The 18,251-nt window shown below is 62.1% G+C and carries 15 protein-coding genes; 10 read left to right on the top strand and 5 right to left on the bottom strand.

The window, feature by feature from the left end; genetic code table 11:
* The first annotated feature begins 31 nt into the window (after nt 1–31).
* Genes G7076_RS05475 through G7076_RS05465 form a run of 3 tightly spaced genes read left to right on the top strand, consistent with a single transcriptional unit; the run spans nt 32 to nt 4,196 of the window.
* Nucleotides 32–1,366, top strand: coding sequence for a proton-conducting transporter membrane subunit (locus G7076_RS05475; RefSeq protein WP_166201078.1), 1,335 nt, complete (start codon nt 32–34; stop codon nt 1,364–1,366).
* A gap of 11 nt (nt 1,367–1,377) precedes the next feature.
* Nucleotides 1,378–3,840, top strand: a complete 2,463-nt coding sequence (locus tag G7076_RS05470; RefSeq protein WP_166201076.1) for a putative inorganic carbon transporter subunit DabA — start codon at nt 1,378–1,380, stop codon at nt 3,838–3,840.
* 17 nt (nt 3,841–3,857) lie between these two features.
* Nucleotides 3,858–4,196 (top strand): DUF190 domain-containing protein, encoded by a 339-nt coding sequence (locus G7076_RS05465; protein ID WP_166201074.1) that lies wholly within the window; start codon nt 3,858–3,860, stop codon nt 4,194–4,196.
* On the opposite strand, the gene acs is transcribed toward G7076_RS05465, so the two are convergent.
* Nucleotides 4,197–6,152: an acetate--CoA ligase gene (gene acs / locus G7076_RS05460; protein ID WP_166201072.1), complete on the bottom strand. Its 1,956-nt coding sequence runs from the start codon at nt 6,150–6,152 to the stop codon at nt 4,197–4,199. It lies immediately after the preceding gene.
* Between the two features lie 120 nt (nt 6,153–6,272).
* Here acs and msrA point away from each other — a divergent pair, with 120 nt between their 5' ends.
* The 4 genes from msrA to G7076_RS05440 all read left to right on the top strand — a co-directional run bounded on the left by msrA (nt 6,273) and on the right by G7076_RS05440 (nt 9,771).
* The gene (gene msrA, locus G7076_RS05455) at nt 6,273–6,911 is read left to right on the top strand and encodes a peptide-methionine (S)-S-oxide reductase MsrA (RefSeq protein ID WP_166201070.1); all 639 of its coding nucleotides are present in this window, start codon (nt 6,273–6,275) and stop codon (nt 6,909–6,911) included.
* A gap of 137 nt (nt 6,912–7,048) precedes the next feature.
* Nucleotides 7,049–7,717 (top strand): hypothetical protein, encoded by a 669-nt coding sequence (locus tag G7076_RS05450; RefSeq protein WP_240913889.1) that lies wholly within the window; start codon nt 7,049–7,051, stop codon nt 7,715–7,717.
* A 41-nt stretch (nt 7,718–7,758) separates the two neighbouring features.
* A complete protein-coding gene (locus G7076_RS05445) occupies nt 7,759–8,601 on the top strand; it encodes a MoxR family ATPase (RefSeq protein ID WP_166201068.1) in 843 nt (280 codons plus the stop codon).
* Nucleotides 8,602–9,771, top strand: coding sequence for a cystathionine beta-lyase (locus G7076_RS05440; RefSeq protein WP_166201065.1), 1,170 nt, complete (start codon nt 8,602–8,604; stop codon nt 9,769–9,771).
* Here G7076_RS05440 and G7076_RS05435 read toward each other — a convergent pair.
* Nucleotides 9,753–11,150, bottom strand: a complete 1,398-nt coding sequence (locus G7076_RS05435; protein ID WP_166201063.1) for a methyl-accepting chemotaxis protein — start codon at nt 11,148–11,150, stop codon at nt 9,753–9,755. The two genes, G7076_RS05440 and G7076_RS05435, sit on opposite strands and share 19 nt — an antisense overlap.
* Nucleotides 11,151–11,253: 103 nt before the next feature.
* On the opposite strand from G7076_RS05435, the gene G7076_RS05430 reads away from it, so the two are divergent.
* Nucleotides 11,254–12,432 carry a VWA domain-containing protein gene (locus G7076_RS05430; protein WP_166201061.1) on the top strand — a complete coding sequence of 393 codons (1,179 nt, stop codon included), beginning with the start codon at nt 11,254–11,256 and terminating at the stop codon, nt 12,430–12,432.
* Between the two features lie 369 nt (nt 12,433–12,801).
* Nucleotides 12,802–13,176 (top strand): hypothetical protein, encoded by a 375-nt coding sequence (locus tag G7076_RS05425; RefSeq protein WP_206367581.1) that lies wholly within the window; start codon nt 12,802–12,804, stop codon nt 13,174–13,176.
* A 17-nt stretch (nt 13,177–13,193) separates the two neighbouring features.
* On the opposite strand, the gene G7076_RS05420 is transcribed toward G7076_RS05425, so the two are convergent.
* Together G7076_RS05420 and G7076_RS05415 are read right to left on the bottom strand one after the other, a co-directional pair.
* Nucleotides 13,194–14,390, bottom strand: a complete 1,197-nt coding sequence (locus G7076_RS05420) for a DUF1343 domain-containing protein (RefSeq protein WP_166201059.1) — start codon at nt 14,388–14,390, stop codon at nt 13,194–13,196.
* Nucleotides 14,387–14,908: a hypothetical protein gene (locus tag G7076_RS05415; protein WP_166201057.1), complete on the bottom strand. Its 522-nt coding sequence runs from the start codon at nt 14,906–14,908 to the stop codon at nt 14,387–14,389. Before G7076_RS05415 ends, G7076_RS05420 begins: the two co-directional genes overlap by 4 nt.
* Nucleotides 14,909–14,991: 83 nt before the next feature.
* Between G7076_RS05415 and tyrS the strand changes: the two genes are divergently transcribed.
* Entirely contained in the window at nt 14,992–16,200 is a 1,209-nt protein-coding gene (gene tyrS / locus G7076_RS05410; protein WP_166201055.1) for a tyrosine--tRNA ligase, read from the top strand.
* Here the strand turns inward: tyrS and recG are convergent.
* Nucleotides 16,197–18,251 (bottom strand): ATP-dependent DNA helicase RecG, encoded by a 2,055-nt coding sequence (gene recG, locus G7076_RS05405; RefSeq protein ID WP_166201053.1) that lies wholly within the window; start codon nt 18,249–18,251, stop codon nt 16,197–16,199. The genes tyrS and recG overlap by 4 nt on opposite strands.

Raw genomic sequence — 18,251 nt, 5'->3', positions numbered from 1 at the left:
TTCGGCATTCCGCGCCGCGAAGGACGACGACATGCCCGAATTTTCCCACTCCGCATCCTCTGTCGCTCGAGGTCATATTGTCGCGCCGATCCAGCCGATCAGGGCCGCGAGCGTAGGTGGCGGGCTCGGTCTCGCTGGAATCGCCATAGCCACAATCGCGGGTTTGATTGCTCCCTTCGCAGGATTGATCGCAATGCTGACGTTGCTCGTGTCGACCGCCGTCCTGGGATTCTCCGAGCGTTACCTAAGGAGCGACCCCCACCAGCTCGGTTTTGCATTGAAAGTCCTGGGGATTGTCGGCGCAACGCTCCTGTTCCTGCTCGCCGACAACATGATCATGATCGCTGCGGGCTGGATCGCTTCCGGGTTGATAATGGCGCAGTTGATCGGCCACGTGCAGGGTTGGGACGAGGCTTGCGCCGCCCGTCGCCGAGCCTTGAAGCAGTTTCTCCTCGGCGACATGGCGCTGGTGGCGGCGCTGGCGATCCTCGCGCTTGATACGGGCTCGCTGTCCGTTGCCAGCCCGGGCCCCAACGGAACCGCGCAGTCAGCGGTGGCGCTGCTCTTGGTCTTGGCGGCCTGCGTCCGTTGCGCCCTCCCCCCATTCTCTCGCTGGCTCACCCGGTCGATGGCGGCCCCCACGCCAGTATCGGCATTGATGCATGCCGGTTTCGTCAACGCCGGCGGCGTTTTGTTAGTCCGCTTCGGTCCACTGCTGGAACAGGCGCCAGCGGCCCAACTCGTCGCCATCGCGGCCGGTTCGTTCGCCGCGCTATGGGGAACCGCGGTCATGTGGGTTCGGCCCGACGTCAAGCGGTCGCTCGCCGGCTCTACCGTCGCGCAAATGGGTTTCATGGTCATGAGCTGTGGCTTGGGCGCTTATGCTGCCGCGGCATTCCATCTGATCGCGCACGGTTTATTCAAGGCTTGGCTGTTCCTTTCCTCTGGATCGGCGATTGGGCGTCCGCAAATTGCCGGCGTTCGATCTCCCGTAAGGAGCCTGCTTCTTGGCGCCGTCGCAGCCTTGGCGGCCTGCTCGCTTACACTTTGGACAAGTGGCTCGCTGCCGCCGCCGACGATTCTTCCTTCAATCCTCGCCGTCGCGACGGCCGCTGCAAGCGTCCCACTGCTCTTCCGCTCAGGCAGCGCAATTGCGGTCGGGATCCTGCTGCTCCTGCTCTACGCTTGTGGCGTCCAGTTGATGACTTTCGCGCTCGAACGGCCGGTAGGATCGCCGCCCGCTGGCAATTGGCTCGCCGCATGCCTGCTGGCGATGTTCGGCACGGCCTGGCTCATCCAGCACAGGTTGCTCGACGCGGGCCGTAACCTTCCAGCCTTTCTGCATGCCCGCTTGCTCAACAGCTAGGAACCATTGCCATGACGGAACTCACCCGGATCGCCGCCGCCCTTCAGCGCAAAAGCGAGGCGCAGCCCTCCCTTGCGATGCAGGTCGAGCTCGCAGCTCGTATAGTCGCGCCATTGTGGCCGCTCGAAAGCGCGATCGCGGTGAACCCGCTGTCCGGGCTGGAGCATATGCCTTTCGAAGAAGCCGTCCGCGCCGGCTCGGAGCTATTCGGAGCAAGCTCGGGCCTCGATCTCGACCTGTGGCGCCGGCTGAGTGCGGCAGGAAAGCCGTCGAAAAACGCTGTGCGTAGCGCGGCGATAATGGAACTTGGTGGCCTGAATGACGCCTTCGTAATGGTCGGCCCCGACATCAGCCTCCTCGATTGCCTTATCGCTCGCCTGTTCGACCTCCCGGCAGAGCCAAAGCCGGAGCGAGCGGCCGATCCCGCCGGGCGAGAGGTGGCCGATTATTGTGCTGCCTATTTCGCCAACGACGTCGCAGCATTGGCTATCGGACGCGGCGACAGCGGACTGTACATGGCATCGCTGCCCCTGATGCGAACGACGCATCGGAAGACGGATTGGGCAGGAGTGCCTGAAACGCCGATGGCGGCGATCGGTTGGGCGCTCGACCGGTTGGGCGTAGTCAGCGAAGACCGTCCGCTTCATCTGACAAAGACGGTCGCTCGTTTGCCGGGCTGGGCGGGTCACATTCGCTGGCGCGACGAGCATGCTGATGAAGATCGGCGCCAGGAAAGGCCCGCGCATATGGCCGACCTAATAGCGCTAATCCTTCTGGCAGACCTCGCCCATGGCCGTGGCAAAACTTTGTCACGATCGGTTGCTCAGCCGGAGCTCCGGCAGCGACTCGCAGCGCAATTCGGCATTGGAGCCGATGATTTCGCACCTGAGGTTAGGCGGGTCCTTAAATTGGATGAAGCAGACCTCGCGCTCATATTCCAGCGCGCTGCCGAAACTGAATATGCCTTCCAACTTGGTCGCGCGGTCGAACGGAACTCCCGCACGGCTATCACTCATTCAGCCAAGGCTGACGCGCAACTGATGTTTTGCATCGACGTCCGGTCTGAACCGATGCGGCGCGCCATCGAGAAGGAAGGCCGTTACGAGACGATCGGCTATGCCGGATTTTTTGGTTTACCGGTTGCGATGCGCGAACCAGGACGGGCACGAACACGGCGCTTGCCGGTTCTCATCGGGCCGCAACACGAGCTTTTGTTACGCCCCTCGCCAGGGGCCGAGGCCGAAGCGAAATCCTTCTTGTTGAAAAGGCGCCGCGGGGAGAGTCTTCAGGGCGTATTTGCGCACTTGAAGTCCGGAACGGCGACCAGCTTTGCGACCGCGGAAGCCGTGGGTCCGCTTGCTGCGGCAATGATGGTTTTGCAGACATTCGCGCCGCGCGCCGCTGCCGCTCTCAAAGCGCGCTGCACCGGTGATCGGCACGCGCTTGCCCCCTCGATCGATTCGCACGACCGGCACGACGGATTATCGGGCGCGGAAAGGCTAGCGTATGCCCGCAGCCTGTTTGCGCTCACGGGAATGAAAATCCGTTCACGTCTCGTGGTGCTCTTGGGTCATTGCGGGCAGGCGACGAACAATCCTTATGCCAGCGCGCTCGATTGCGGGGCGTGCGCTGGCCACGGCGGCGGAGCGAACGCGCGGGCGATGGCGGCCGTTCTTAATGACCAGGCCGTCAGGTCCGCCCTCGGTATCGAGCCGGACGTCTTTTTCCTTGCAGGCGAGCATAATACGACGAACGACGAGGTACGCTTGTTCGACCTGCAGAGCGCGCCTGACACGCACCGCGCAGATATCGACCAGCTACAGTCGTCACTTACCGCCGCCGGACGAATGGTGCGTCGAGAGCGCGCTGCCAAACTTCGGCGAAGCGAAAACGATCTCGTCACCGGTGCGCTGCATTGGGGCGAGGTCCGACCGGAATGGGGACTGACCGGAAATGCCGCCTTTATCATCGGAGGCCGTGAATTGACCGGGTCTTTGGATTTGGAGGGTCGCGCCTTCCTTCATGACTATGATTGGCGTTCCGATCCCAACGGGGACGCGCTGGCTACGATCCTGACGGCGCCGATGGTGGTCGCCCAGTGGATCAATTCCCAGTACCTGTTTTCCACGATCGACAACGAGCGATACGGCGCAGGGGACAAGACGGTGCACAATCCCGTCGCCGGGATCGGTGTCGTCCGCGGCAATGGAGGGGACCTTGCCGTAGGCCTGCCCAGGCAGTCCCTGTTTCACGACGACGGCTCGCCGGCCCATGTGCCACAGCGGCTATGCACAATCGTTCATGCGCCGATGGCGCGGGTTCGGACGCTGATCGAACAGCACAATGTCCTGCGCCAGCTTTTCGGGAACGGCTGGGTCAGGCTGATTGTGGTGGATCCGGACCGGGGACGCGCACTGCGGTGGGCCGACGACCGGGAAATGGCCATCGAAGAGGCAGCGAACGGCTGCGCTTGAAGTTCAAAGGACGAGCAATGACAGACCGACAGCTACCGAATGTCCACCCTATGAAGAAGATCGAGGTGGTCGTACACGCCGGTGACATAAAACTGATCGAGGCTGCGCTTCGGGATGCCGGAGTGGCCGGATGGACCATCATTCGCGATGTCGCCGGCATGGGCCATCATGGCTTTCACCAGGCGCGCACGATTTTCAGCGATGAGACGGGACTCGTGATGTTCGTCGGAGTCGCGCCCGCCCAGCGCATCCGCCAGGCAGCACTGGAGATCGAAACCTTGTTCCGGACCCGCGCCGGCGTTCTGTTTCTTTCGGATGTGGAGGTCATCCGGTCGGACTATTTCACCGGCGCCTGATCAGGCATTTACAGATTGCCGGCGGGGCCGGTTGGCAAGCAGATTGTCCACCACCGACGGATCGGCAAGCGTCGAGGTGTCTCCCAGGTTCGAAACGTCGTCCTCGGCAATCTTGCGGAGGATTCGGCGCATGATCTTGCCGCTTCGAGTCTTCGGCAGACCGGGCGCGAACTGGATGACATCCGGCGAAGCGATCGGCCCGATTTCTTTGCGGACCCATTTCACCAGCTCGCGGCGAAGCTCCTCGTCGCCCTCGGTGCCGGCGTTCAGCGTTACATAAGCGTAGATGCCTTGACCCTTGATGTCGTGGGGCATTCCGACCACCGCGGCTTCGGCGACGTACCTGTGCGCGACGAGCGCGCTTTCGATTTCCGCAGTGCCCATGCGGTGACCGGAAACGTTGATGACGTCATCGATCCTGCCGGTGATCCAATAATAGCCGTCTTCGTCCCGGCGGCACCCGTCTCCGGTAAAGTAATAGCCCGGGAAGGTCGCGAAATAGGTCTGGAAGAAGCGTTCGTGGTCGCCATAGACAGTGCGCATCTGTCCGGGCCAGCTATCGGCGATGACCAGGCATCCGTCAGCGGCACCTTCCAGCACTTTCCCATCGCCCGTCAGGAGCATCGGACGGACGCCGGGCAGCGGCTTCGTTGCGCTTCCGGGTTTCAGGTTCGTCGCACCGGGCAAAGGCGAAATTAGAATGCCTCCGGTCTCGGTCTGCCACCACGTGTCTACGATCGGACAGCGGCGCTCACCCACCACACGGTGGTACCAGTCCCACGCTTCAGGATTGATCGGTTCTCCGACGGTTCCAAGCAACCTTAGCGACGATCGGTCGGTCCTGCTTACCCATTCCTCGCCCTCGCGCATCAGCGCACGCAGCGCGGTCGGAGCGGTATAGAAGATCTCGACCTTGTGCTTGTCGATCACCTGCCAGAAGCGTGAAGGATCCGGGTAGTTGGGAACGCCTTCAAACATCAGGGTGGTCGCACCGTTAGCCAGCGGACCGTAGACAATGTAGCTGTGACCGGTGACCCATCCGACGTCCGCCGTACACCAGTAGACTTGCCCCGGCCGGTAGTCGAAGACGATCTCATGTGAGTAGCTGACCCATAGCGCATAGCCACCCGTTGTATGGAGCACACCTTTCGGCTTGCCCGTCGAACCGGAGGTGTAAAGGATGAAGAGCGGATCTTCCGCGCCCATCTCCTCCGGCGGGCAATCTTCAGAGGCGCTTTCGAGTGCTTCTTCCCAGTCGACGTCGCGGCCTTCAGCCCACGCAACATCTGCTCCGGTCCTTCTCAGAACGAAAACGGTGTCGACGCTGGTGCAATGCTCAAGCGCCGCATCGACATTGGCCTTAAGAGGCACGGTCTTTCCGCCGCGGAGCCCTTCATCGGATGTTACGACGATATTGGAATCGCAGTCCTGGATTCGTCCGGCGAGCGATTCCGGGGAAAAGCCACCGAAAACCACGGAGTGGATTGCGCCGATACGGGCGCAGGCCAGCATTGCCACCGCAGCTTCCGGCACCATGGGCAAATAGATTGTAATCCGGTCGCCCTTGCGGGCGCCTTTTGCCTTCAACGCATTGGCGAAGCGGCAAACGTCGCGGTGAAGCTCGCAAAACGTGATTCTTCGAGCCGCTTCACCGGGGTCATCCGGTTCCCAGATGATGGCAACCCGGTCGCCGTGCTCGGCAATATGGCGATCCAGGCAGTTGGCAGACAGGTTGAGCGTTCCGTCGGCGAACCATCGGATGCGGAAATCCTCCTCGAAAAAGCTCGTGTCTTTCACGGTCGTAAACGGCTTCATCCAATCGAGGCGCTTCGCCTGCTCAGCCCAAAAGGCGTCGGGATCCTCGTCAGCGCGTCGAATCAGTTCCTCGTAACGTCGCTTGTCAACGATCGCCTTGTCGCTCCATTCGGATGGTACGGGGTATGCAGCCTGCGCCATGGCTTCCGGTCCTTCTGTCCCAGGATTCTTGCGACCCTAGCGGAGTCATTAGCGATTCAAAGCAGGCTTGCGCCTCAAGCAGGCGTATATTCGGCACGACTCGCGAAACGGATCACAAACATGCGCTCTATCCTACTGTTGACGATCCTGCTCCTAGCTTCGTGCTCCAATGCCAGCGCGGCGGAATCGCGGCTTCTGCCCGCCCCCGGCCGCGACGTAGCGGCGAACTCGGGGCTACAGACGGCGGTCCTCGCAGGCGGGTGCTTCTGGGGGGTCGAGGCTGTGTTCGAGCATGTGAAGGGCGTTCGCTCGGTAGAGTCGGGATATGCGGGCGGCGGCGCGACCGACGCAAACTACAGCGCGGTCAGCAGCGAACGCACGAAGCATGCGGAGGCCGTACGAATTACCTTCGACCCAAAGGCGGTGAGCTACGGGACACTCCTTCGCGTATTCTTTTCCGTCGCGCACGATCCCACGCAGCTCAATCGCCAGGGCCCGGACATCGGCACGAGTTATCGTTCGGCAATCTTTCCGCAGAGCGCTGAGCAAAGAGATGTTGCCGCAGCCTATATCGCACAGCTTCGAAACCAGTTCTCGAGACCGATCGTCACCCGTCTCGAAAGCGGGCGCTTCTACCGCGCCGAGGCTTATCACCAGGATTTCATGCGCCGGAACCCGGCTCATCCGTATATCCTTGCCCACGACCGGCCGAAGATTCTCGCTTTAAAGCGGGCTGCTCCGTCGCTTTACCGCTCGTGACCGGCTGTTCCGTCCCAGAGCGGCACGGATCGTAACCAATCTTCCCGTTTCCTTACCCGGCCATAAACCGCGTCTTTACGCCCTGTCGTTACGAAGGTCCTTCAAGCGTGGTGCCGCGCAAGGGAGATAAGGCGAACATGACGAGCAATGCGGCAATTGGGCGAAAGAGCATCGGCGTTGTCGGTGCGCACCTGGCGCGCATTGCCGACGAGGGCTCGGCCACTCATCCGCACGCCGTTGCTCTTGCTAGCGCCTCGTCTCCCGGATCGACGCGCGACCTTGCCGATGCGGTGCACTTGCTGTGCGCCGTCCACGGAAAGTTTCCCGGACTTGCGGACATCGCCTGCACCATTCCTGGCGCATCGCCGCGCGAATGGCTTCGCATGGCCGCCGACGCGCTTGAGCGGGAACGGCTGTTCCTTGTCCGCCTGACGTCGGCCGTCGGTCCGATTCCGTCGACTCCGGGGGCGGCCGCGACCGAATCGGCGCTCGTCGCGCAGCGCCGGGCGATCGAAACGCTCGCCCGTTCGGAACGCAACGGCTGTGCGCTCGGTGCGACTACCGCTCTTATCCAGGACTGGCGCCAGATTCGCGCAATCCTCGACCGGGCCGCGGAACGCTCGGGAATGGAGTGTCCGCCGAGTGCGCTTCCCGACAATGCTTCGGTCGCGGAAGCAATCGCGAACGGCACCGAGGGACCGGCCAGCGAACGCGCTCTCGCCTTTGGCGCCGAGCAATTGCTGCTCCAGCACCGCGCGCTGTTCGACCTGCTCGAAGCCCGCGCCGGGGCTCGCGAAGACTTCTAAGCCGCTTGCCGCAAAGCGCGCCCGCCGATAGGCGGTCGGTCATGCGCTTCGAAGGCACCTCCAACTATGTCGCCACCGACGACCTCAAGGTCGCGGTCAATGCCGCGGTCAAGCTACGCCGTCCGCTGTTGGTGAAGGGCGAGCCGGGGACCGGCAAGACCGTACTGGCTCACGAGATTGCGGAGGCGCTCGGCGCGCCGCTGATCGAATGGCACATCAAGTCGACGACCCGCGCCGTCCAGGGACTTTATGAATATGACGCGGTCGCCCGGCTTCGCGATGGACAGCTTGGTGACGAACGGGTCCACGATATCGCGAACTACATCAAGCGGGGAAAACTCTGGGATGCGTTCACCTCCCCCACCCTGCCCGTCCTGCTGATCGACGAGATCGACAAGGCGGACATCGAATTCCCCAACGATCTTCTCCAGGAACTCGATCGAATGGAGTTCCATGTCTATGAAACCGGCGAGACGGTAAAGGCGGTGGACCGCCCAGTCGTGGTGATCACGTCAAACAATGAAAAGGAACTGCCGGACGCATTCCTGCGCCGCTGCTTCTTCCACTACATCCGTTTTCCCGACCGGACGACAATGGAAGCCATTGTCGACGTCCACTTCCCAGGCATCCAGAAAATGCTGGTGGGACGCGCGCTCGATATCTTTTACGAAATTCGGGAGGTCCCGGGCCTCAAGAAGAAGCCTTCGACAAGCGAGCTGATCGACTGGCTGAAGCTGCTTCTCCACGAAGACATGCCGCTCGAAGTCCTTCAGAATCGCGACCCGACAAAGGCGATCCCGCCGCTCCATGGCGCGCTGCTCAAGAACGAGGCCGACGTAATGCTGTTCGAGCGACTTGCCTTCATGGCCAGGCGGCAAGGATAAATGAGCCACGAAGGCGACGGGAAAGCGCTTTCGACGCGGCTGATCCACGCCGAGAAGCCCGACGGAAAAAGCTTCGTATCGCTTGCGGTGCCGACCTACCGCGGATCCACGGTCGTTTTTCCCACGCTTGAGGATCTCGATCACCCGCGCGAAGGCCAGTACCGCTATGGGCTGCACGGGTCGCCCACCCATCGGGCACTGACCGATAGACTGGCTGAAATCGAAGGCGCGCGGCACGTTCAGCTCGCGCCGAGCGGCCTCGCGGCAATCGCACTGACCTTCCTCAGTTTCCTTCGCTCTGGAAATCACCTGTTGGTTCCGAAGAGCAGCTACGGACCGACCGTGGATCTCGCGAACGGACTGCTCGCCGACCTTGGCGTCGAGACAGAGCTTTACGACCCGATGGTCGGTGGCAACATCGCTTCGCTGATCCGCGACAATACGGCGCTCGTATGGTCCGAAAGCCCGGGGTCGATATCGATGGAATTCCAGGACGTGCCGGCGATTTCCGCCGCTGCTCGCGCAAAGGGCGTTCCGGTCGCAATCGACAACACTTACGGCGCGGGAGTCTTGTTCGATGCTTTCGCGGCCGGCTGTGACGTCTCGGTGCAGGCACTCACCAAATACCAGGCTGGCCACAGCGACGTTCTGATGGGCTCAGTCGCCACGCGCGACGAGCAATTGGGCAAAAAGATCCAGCGCGCGGCCATGCTTCTTGGCTTCGGCGTTTCCCCTGACGATTGTTCGCTGGTGCTTCGGGGGCTCAAGACGTTCGAACTGCGGTTACGGCATCTAGGCGAGAGCACACTCAAAGTGGCCGCCTGGCTCAGTCGCCGCGAAGAAGTGACCGCTGTTCTTCACCCCGCCTTTTCCGATTGTCCGGGACACGATGTCTGGAAGCGCGACTGGACGGGTTCGGCCAGCCTCTTCTCGGTCATATTTGGAAGTTGGTCCCGGCAGCAGGTCGTGACCTTCGTCGAAGCGCTGAAGCTATTCGGAATCGGCTTCAGCTGGGGTGGCGCAAACAGCCTCGCCATCACCTATCACGATCTCGACCGGCCAAGCGCGGAGCTAGGCCCCCTACTCGTGCGGCTCAATATCGGCCTTGAGGATCCGGCCGACCTCATCGCCGACCTGGAACAGGCACTTGCTCAGGCGTCGTCCCTGTAGGCGAGTTCCAGGTTGCCCCAGCGGCGGCCCTTGATGAAGAGCGGGATGTAGACGTTCTTGACCGCAATCGACTCGTTTCCGCGGGTCATTCGGTACGTCATCAGCGTTGGCTCCGAGCTGCCATGCGCATAGCGGGTCTGGTCGTCCATCAGGATGCGGCGGTTGCGGCTGTTGGCGTCATTCCAGACCGGGTCGTCGCCCTGCGGGTGGGAACGCGCGCTCATGTGCGTCGGCAAGTGACCATTCTCGTCGCCGATTGTCGTGCCAATGACACGATTGTCAGCTGCGACAATGCGGTCGAGGATCGGTTGGACGTACTTGTCGGCGGTGTCGCAGAAATTCGTGTCAAACTGCTTGGGATTCGAACCCGGACGCTCGCGATAATTGCGGTCGAACACGTCTTCCATGTTCACTTCGCCGCGATCGATGGCCGCTTCGATGACCGCTGCAATCTGTCGCATGTTGTCCTGCGCCTTCAGGATCATCGGCGTGTCGTCGATCTCGGCGCCGGAATTGGCGAGTGTGTTCAGCATCGTGTTCGACATCATCTCAAGCTCGGACAGGCGGGATTCTGCCTTGACCAGCTGGCCGGCATTGCCGCGCGCATCTTCCGCGAAGTCGGTAAGTCCGGCCTTCACACGGTCGACGCTGGTCTGGATCATGCTGGTCGAGTGGGCGATCCCTTCGGTCTGGCGATCGACCATTCCGACGATCTCGCTGACTTCACGAACGGTGTCGCTGATCTGTGCGATTCCGCTTTGCGCCGCACGGCTTCGTTCAACTCCGGTCTTGATCTCGGACGTAACAGCGCCCGCCTCGCGGGTCAGTTCGCCGATTGTGAGGCCGATCTGGCTCGTGGCCGCACGCGTGTCGTGCGCCAGCTTCTTCACTTCGGCGGCCACGACTGCGAAGCTGCGGCCAGCGTCGCCGGCACGGGCAGCCTCGATCGTCGCGTTCAATGCAAGCATGTTGGTTTTGCGAGCGATCACCTCGATGGTCGAGGATACCGATTGGACCTGGTTCATAGCGGTTGCAAAGCCGGCCATGCGCTCGCCGAGCTGGACGACCAGCTGAGTCAGCTCCTTGAATCCGGAGATCGTGCCTTCGATCGCCTCTCGTCCTGCATCGAGCTTGGCCTTGGCCTGTTCCGAGAGGAGCCGCGCTTCGTCGGTGGAGTCTGAAACCCGCGCCTGGTCCGCGAGAAGCCGGGTAGTCACGTCCTCCAGCGTGTCGAGGACCTTCAAGTGATCGCTGATCCGGACGGCGACGTCGTGCACGTAGCCGGCCACATCGCTACATTCGATCGACAGATTGCCGCAGTCGCGCGCAACTGCGCGTATTGCGTTTTCGGTCACTTGCTCAAGCCCGTGCGTCGCCATGCCTTGTCCACTCACACCACTGAATTGAAGCTGGGATACGGGCGATTGGTAACTGTCCGGTTAACTATGGCTGGCGGCGTCATCGCCAGCTATTGCAGCGTCCATGTTCATCTCCTTCGTCGAGGCGCTGCGCAAAGGCGGCATCCCTGCCAGCCTGAAAGAGCATCTGCTGCTGCTTGAAGCGCTCGATGCGGGCGTGACGGAGCTCGAGCCCGAACAATTTTACTACCTCGCCCGCGCGATCTTCGTTCACGACGAGAGCCAGCTCGATCGCTTCGACCGGATCTTCGGCGAGGTATTCAAGGGCATGCTCGCAGACCTCGATGATCCGGCTAAGGCCATTCCGGAGGAATGGCTCAAGGCGGTGGCAGAGCTCTACCTCACGCCTGAGCAGATGGAAGCAATCAAGTCCCTTGGGTCATGGGACGAGATCATGGAGTCGCTGAAGAAACGCCTGGAGGAGCAGCAGGGCAGGCACGAGGGCGGCAACAAGTGGATTGGCACTGGCGGCACCTCCCCGTTCGGTCACAGCGGCTATAATCCAGAGGGTGTCCGCATAGGCGGGCCGGGCCGTCACGGCCGCGCGCTTAAGGTCTGGGAAAAGCGCGAGTTCCAGGACCTCGATTCCACGCGCGAAATCGGTACTCGCAATATCAAGGTCGCGCTGAGGCGGCTTAGACGCTTCGCGCGCGAGGGCGCTGCCGATGAGTTGGACCTCGACGCGACGATCGACGGGACCGCGCGTCAGGGCTGGCTCGACGTCCACATGCGGCCAGAGCGGCACAATGCGGTCAAACTTCTGCTGTTCCTCGACATCGGCGGGTCAATGGACGGCCACATCCGCCTGTGCGAAGAACTGTTCTCGGCGGCGCGAACCGAATTCAAGCACCTCGAGCATTTCTACTTCCACAATTGCATCTACGAGGGTGTGTGGAAGGAGAACCGCCGTCGTTTCACCGACCGTACGCCGACTTGGGACGTGCTGCACAAATTTGGTCATGACCATAAGCTGATCATTGTCGGCGACGCTTCAATGAGCCCGTACGAAGTGACCCATGCGGGAGGCTCCGTCGAGCACATGAACGAGGAATCGGGCGCGGTATGGCTGAAGCGCATGACCGACACCTATCCCAGCGCGGCGTGGCTCAACCCGGTGCCGGAGGCCTATTGGGGCCACACTTACTCGACCCAGCTTATCCGCACCCTGATGGACGAACGAATGTATCCGTTGACCCTCGAAGGGCTCGACGATGCAATGCGGGAGCTGAGTCGAAAGAGGTGATACGCGCACCCCTGGCGCGCCAGAGGCGAGCATATCACTTCACGCGCTGCCTGTCCGAGGCAGTCGAGCAAAGTCCTCCCTAAGGGCTATTCCGTATGAAGCCTGGCGCGCGCACGTCGTAAGATACTCGCTGCGTAGCGGGAGATGTACGGTGAGAAGTCGACGAGTGGGAAAAGTGCGAGCCTTGCTGGGTGTGGTATTGATGACGTCGACTGCGGCCTGCATGACCGCGACGCCCTACCAACCCTATCAGCCTGAGCTTACCGCCGGCGTTCATGGGGGTACTCCGAACAACGGATTGCTCCGGACCGCTATCGCGTCCGCTTCCACGGCAACGAACTTACCTCTCGCGACCGCGTCGAAGGGTACATGCTGTACCGCGCTGCAGAACTCGCGGTCCAAAACGGATTTGACTGGTTCACAATGGTGGATCGCCATACCGAGCATGACGTTCAGACCTATGTATCGCCCGATCCGCTTTATCGGCCCTGGTACGGCATGGGCTACGGCTACTGGCGGCCTCACTGGCGCTACTACCAGCCAGGACTGGGTTGGGACACCTGGCATCCGGAGTATGGCGGTCCATTCTGGGCGGATCGAGTAGACATTCGGCGCATGGAATCATTCGAGGCCGAAGCGGAGGTTGTTTTCGGTAGAGGCCCGCTTCCAGCTAGCCAGCAACATGCCTTCGACGCTCGCCGCGTTCTTGCCGATCTCGGCCCGAACGTCGTTTTGCCGAAGTAAGAACCTCAGTCGGTTCCTCAGTAGATCAGCAAGCCGCGGATTTCGCCTGACCACGCCTGCTCGTCCGGCGACGCGATAGCGTCGAGGTCGCCGGCGTCCGCCTCGCTGTCATCGACCCATTCGCGAAGTGCGGTGCCGCCGTTGATGACGTCAATTGCCAGCTTGTCGAAGACATATTCGTAAGGGAAGTCGCGCCACAGTTCGTAGTCTGGATGGAGGTTGCGGATCGCTTTGAAGGCAAGCGCTTGCCAGCGCCACGGCTTGAAGGCGCTATGATCATAGGCGCCGCCTTCGGCATGAACCTGCAATCCGCTGCACAAGTGGTGCGCATGCTTGTGAAAGGTCGGCTCGAAATGGACTTCGCGCATGCGGCACCCCGTCAGCCACTGCGGTGCTATGCGCTTCATCTCGGCGGAGATGGCGCGAGCGTCCAAGTCGGGAGCTCCAAACAGCTCGAGCGGACGCGTGGTGCCCCTGCCCTCGCTTAGCGTCGTGCCTTCCAGCATCACTGTACCGGCATAAGCGCGGGCCATGTTGAGGTTGGGCGCATTGGGCGACGGGTTGATCCATAGCCGTTCGATCGGCCAGCCAAATCCCGGCCCGGCCTCGGGATCATAACCCTCCATCTCGATCACGCGATAATCGACGTCGAGGTCAAAGTGCTTCACGAACCAGTGGCCCATTTCACCCATCGTCAGGCCATGTCGCATGACCATCGGTCCGGCGCCGACGAAGCTTTCCCATCCGGGCTGAAGCATCGTCCCTTCGACTGGCCGGCCGGCGGGATTGGGTCGATCGAGCACCCACACCGACTTGCCGTGCTCGGCGGCAGCCTCGAGGACGTAGAGCAGGGTCGTGACGAAGGTATAGATCCGGCAACCGAGATCCTGAAGGTCAACTAGGATCGTGTCGAACGTGCTCATCATCTGCCCAGTCGGGCGACGGACCTCGCCGTAGAGGCTGAACACCGGGATACCGAGGCGGGCATCCACCTCGTCCGGTGTTTCCATCATGTTGTCCTGCTTGTCGCCCTTTAGACCGTGCTGTGGGCCAAACGCGGCGCTCAGGTTGAGACCGCATTCGGCGAGCGCATCGAGGCTGTGTGTCAGGTCCGATGTAACCGAAGCCGGGTGGGCCAGCAGGGCAAGGCGCTTGCCTTTCAGGGGCGCTCGCAACGAAGCGTCAGCCAGCAGCCGTTCGATTCCCAACTTCATTCGGCGTCTACCTCACCAAGCAACAGACTTCGCACCCCAGGTGCATGAAAATCGGGCTTACCCGGCTCAAAGCTGGTCGCCCAGTATCGAATGATTTCGTCGGCCTCATCCACGACCGCGGTCATTCCGACCGTTGCATAAGGCGGGAAGTCGGCTTGAATATCGGCCAGCAGGATCAGCCGGCTCGCATCGTGGTCCGCCCGGATCAGGACATCCGCCGGCGCATGCCGCATTTCCTCGCGGTAGCCAGTAAAATCGTAAGCGGCCCAGGCGCCTGAGGGCGAAAGATTGAACTCGCGATAGGCCCCGCCATCGAAGCTGACGAATAGCTCGAAGCAGGTGGATCGCCACAAATTGTCGGCCCGGACTGACCCTGCCCGCGAAGGCAATCGCAGGCCGCCGATGTCACCCGTGGCAATAAACGTCGCGACAACACCTTCCGGAACGCGCTCGAGTCGAGCCTCGATCGACTGGATAGCGCCGGCAGGCGTGTCAGGATGGCGCACGAGGAAGACCATGGATGAGCTGCTATCGCGTCCCAGGAGAATTGGCGCAAGCGGACACTTTTGACTGGGGCGGCGGGCTGCTAAGGCCCCGCGCGATGACGTTTCAATCTTCCCTGCTCAAGCTCCTCGACGAGCGTGGCTACATCCATCAGGTTACCGATGCCGCCGCGCTGGACGCGCTTGCCTCACGCGAGACGGTTACCGCTTATGTCGGCTTCGACGCGACGGCGCCGAGCCTTCACGTCGGCCATCTGGTACAGATCTTCCTTCTTCGCCGGCTGCAGCAGGCCGGGCACAAGCCGATCGTGCTGATGGGCGGCGGGACGACCAAGGTCGGCGACCCAAGCGGCAAGGACGAAAGCCGCCAGCTGCTCAGCCACGAGCAAATCCAGGCGAACATCGCCGGAATCCGAAAGGTATTCGAGCGCTTCCTGACCTTCGGCAACGGCCCGAGCGACGCCATCATGCTCGACAATGACGAGTGGCTCTCGAAGCTGGAGTATGTTCCGTTCCTTCGCGATGTCGGGCGGCATTTCACCATCAACCGCATGCTGACTTTCGACAGCGTCAAGCTAAGACTGGAGCGCGAGCAGCCGCTAACGTTCCTGGAGTTCAACTACATGATCCTCCAGGCCTATGATTTCCTGGAACTTTCCCGCCGCGCCGGATGCCGGCTGCAGATGGGCGGATCGGACCAGTGGGGCAATATCGTCAATGGCATCGAATTGACCCGGCGCGTCGATGGCACCGAAGTGTTCGGGGTCACGACGCCGCTGATCACTACCGCTGACGGCGCGAAGATGGGCAAGACCGCCAAGGGAGCGGTGTGGCTCGATGAGGGACATCTGCGCCCGTACGACTACTGGCAGTTCTGGCGGAACACGCAGGATGCCGACGTCGTGCGTTTCCTCAAGCTCTTCACCGACCTGCCTCTGGAAGAAATCGAACGGCTTGGGGGCCTCGAAGGCCAGGCCATCAACGAAGCCAAGATTGCGCTCGCCAATGCCGCGACCGCCATGCTCCACGGCGATGACGCGGCGCGGGCTGCCGAGGAGACGGCCCGCGAGACCTTCGTCGCTGGCGGCGCTGGCGGAAACCTTCCGACCTTGTCAGTGGGCGACGGGATCGGCATCCTTTCGGCGCTTACAGCGCTCGGCTTCTGCGCATCGAACGGAGAGGCCAAGCGCAAGATTGCCGAAGGCGCGGTGCGGCTAAACGACGAGGTCGTGAGCGACCCGGCGATGATTGCTGAGCCAGGCAAGCTCAGCCTTGGCAAGAAAAAGCACGGACTTCTGGTCGCCTAACCGCTCCGAAGTAGTCCGACCGCCGAATCGCGCTCGAACAGATAGAGACAGATGCGAGCCGCCTGTCCACGTGGACTGGCAAGCCCGCCGTCCCGGTCGAGCAGAAGCTGAGCATCGGCCTGGGCAAGCGGCGCGAGCTCGCTGACGTCTTCCTGCGTCGCCAGCCGGAAGGCCTGGTCGCCCGACTGGCGAGTTCCGAGGATTTCACCGGGACCGCGGAGCTTCAGGTCCTCCTCGGCAATCCGGAAACCGTCATTGGTCTCGCGCATCAGGGCGAGGCGTGCCCTCCCCGTTTCGCTCAGATTCGCGCCGCGTAACAGGATGCAGCGGCTAAGCTTTGCGCCGCGGCCGACCCGGCCGCGCAGCTGGTGGAGTTGGGCGAGGCCGAAACGCTCGGCGCCTTCGATGACGATCAGGGAGGCGTTGGGAACGTCGACGCCGACCTCGATCACCGTGGTCGCGACCAAAACGGCGAGCGCGCCGCTTGCGAATGACGCCATGACGGCGTCTTTCTCCGGCCCTTTCATTCGCCCATGGACCAGACCGACCTTGTCGGGGCCGAAGCGGGCGCGAAGCATCGCGGCGCGTTCTGCCGCGGCCGCAGCATCAACGACCTCGCTCTCCTCCACGAGCGGGCAGACCCAATAGGCCTGGCCACCGGCATCGATATGGCGGCCGAGCCCGTCGACGACCTCGGCCAACTTGGCATCCGCAATGACGAGCGTTTCGACCGGGGTGCGCCCGGGAGGCATCTCGTCGATTCGGCTGACATCCATTTCGCCGTAATGGGTAAGTGTCAGCGTTCTGGGTATCGGCGTCGCCGTCATTGCGAGCAGGTGCGGCGGGGTTTCCGCTTTCGAAGACAACAGTAGCCTTTGGGAAACGCCGAAGCGGTGCTGCTCGTCGACCACGGCGAGGCCGAGTGATTTGTACGCGACCCTCTCCTGGAAAATGGCGTGGGTGCCAACAAGAATGTGGATCGAGCCGTCTGCGAGCCCCATCAGGGTTGATTCCCGAGCGCGGCCCTTTTCTCTTCCAGTGAGGATGGCGACATTGATGCCGAGCGGCGTGCACTGTGCCGAAAGCGTCGCAAAATGCTGGCGAGCGAGAATCTCAGTCGGTGCGAGCATGGCCGCCTGCGCCCCGGCCTCGACGGCGCTCAGCATCGCCAGCAACGCGACCAGAGTCTTGCCAGAGCCGACATCGCCTTGGAGTAGCCGAAGCATCGGCGCGGTCTGGGCCATATCGCTGCGGATCTCCTCGATCACCCGTTGCTGGGCGCTGGTCAGCTCATAGGGAAGCATAAGGCGACTGGTGATCGAGCCATCGCCCTGAAGCGAACGCGTTCGCCGGCGTTTGCTCGACTGGCGCAGCAGAAGAAGCGCCAGTTGGTTGGCGAACAGCTCGTCGTAGGCCAGGCGGCTGCGCCCCTCACGGCCCGGCTCATTGTGTGCTTCGGCGAGCGCCTTGCGCCAGCGCGGCCAACCCTGGCGTGCGAGTAGTGACGGCTCGATCCATTCTTCAAGTTCTGGAGCCCGTTCGAGCGCCGCCATTGCCAGCTCGCGCATGCGTTTGTTGGTGATTCCTTCGGTCAGGCCGTAGACCGGCTCCCGGATAGCGATGTCAGACTTTTTGCCTGCCTCGACGACCTCCGGATGGACGATCTGTAGTTCCTGGCCCCAGGCGTCGAGCTTGCCGACGACTAACTTGGGAGCACCACATGGAAGCTGCTTCTTCGCCCAGCCAGGATTGTTGAAAAACGTAAGTGTTATAGTGTTTTCTGCGGAGTCATTCGCGTAAATTCTGAGCGGCGATCGACCTCTTCCGTCACGGATCTCGAACGGCGTCAGCTCGAGGATGACGATCCGCCCGACGAGGCTGTGGTCGGCGGCGGGAGCAGCGACGCGGTCGATGGTCCCGACGGGAAGGTGGAAAGCGAGGTCGACCGCACGAGTCAGGCCGAGACGCGCGAGGCCCTTGGTGACACCGGGACCGACGCCCTTCAGCGCCTCGACTTCCGCGAACAGGGGATTGAGCAAGTCGGGGCGCAT

Origin of the sequence: Sphingomonas sp. HDW15A, assembly GCF_011301715.1 — a bacterium.
GTDB lineage: Bacteria > Pseudomonadota > Alphaproteobacteria > Sphingomonadales > Sphingomonadaceae > Sphingomicrobium.
This window is presented reverse-complemented; position numbering and strand designations above follow the sequence as displayed.

Excerpts from the sequence above, each read along its gene's own strand:
- msrA (WP_166201070.1), top strand. The coding sequence starts at position 6,273 with ATGCGCTCTATCCTACTGTTGACGATCCTGCTCCTAGCTTCGTGCTCC.
- recG (WP_166201053.1), bottom strand. The coding sequence starts at position 18,251 with ATGCGCCCCGACTTGCTCAATCCCCTGTTCGCGGAAGTCGAGGCGCTG.
- G7076_RS05420 (WP_166201059.1), bottom strand. The coding sequence starts at position 14,390 with ATGAAGTTGGGAATCGAACGGCTGCTGGCTGACGCTTCGTTGCGAGCG.
- G7076_RS05435 (WP_166201063.1), bottom strand. The coding sequence starts at position 11,150 with ATGGCGACGCACGGGCTTGAGCAAGTGACCGAAAACGCAATACGCGCA.
- G7076_RS05425 (WP_206367581.1), top strand. The coding sequence starts at position 12,802 with ATGCTGTACCGCGCTGCAGAACTCGCGGTCCAAAACGGATTTGACTGG.
- G7076_RS05465 (WP_166201074.1), top strand. The coding sequence starts at position 3,858 with ATGACAGACCGACAGCTACCGAATGTCCACCCTATGAAGAAGATCGAG.
- G7076_RS05440 (WP_166201065.1), top strand. The coding sequence starts at position 8,602 with ATGAGCCACGAAGGCGACGGGAAAGCGCTTTCGACGCGGCTGATCCAC.
- G7076_RS05450 (WP_240913889.1), top strand. The coding sequence starts at position 7,049 with ATGACGAGCAATGCGGCAATTGGGCGAAAGAGCATCGGCGTTGTCGGT.
- G7076_RS05470 (WP_166201076.1), top strand. The coding sequence starts at position 1,378 with ATGACGGAACTCACCCGGATCGCCGCCGCCCTTCAGCGCAAAAGCGAG.
- G7076_RS05445 (WP_166201068.1), top strand. The coding sequence starts at position 7,759 with ATGCGCTTCGAAGGCACCTCCAACTATGTCGCCACCGACGACCTCAAG.
- G7076_RS05415 (WP_166201057.1), bottom strand. The coding sequence starts at position 14,908 with ATGGTCTTCCTCGTGCGCCATCCTGACACGCCTGCCGGCGCTATCCAG.
- tyrS (WP_166201055.1), top strand. The coding sequence starts at position 14,992 with ATGACGTTTCAATCTTCCCTGCTCAAGCTCCTCGACGAGCGTGGCTAC.
- G7076_RS05475 (WP_166201078.1), top strand. The coding sequence starts at position 32 with ATGCCCGAATTTTCCCACTCCGCATCCTCTGTCGCTCGAGGTCATATT.
- G7076_RS05430 (WP_166201061.1), top strand. The coding sequence starts at position 11,254 with ATGTTCATCTCCTTCGTCGAGGCGCTGCGCAAAGGCGGCATCCCTGCC.
- acs (WP_166201072.1), bottom strand. The coding sequence starts at position 6,152 with ATGGCGCAGGCTGCATACCCCGTACCATCCGAATGGAGCGACAAGGCG.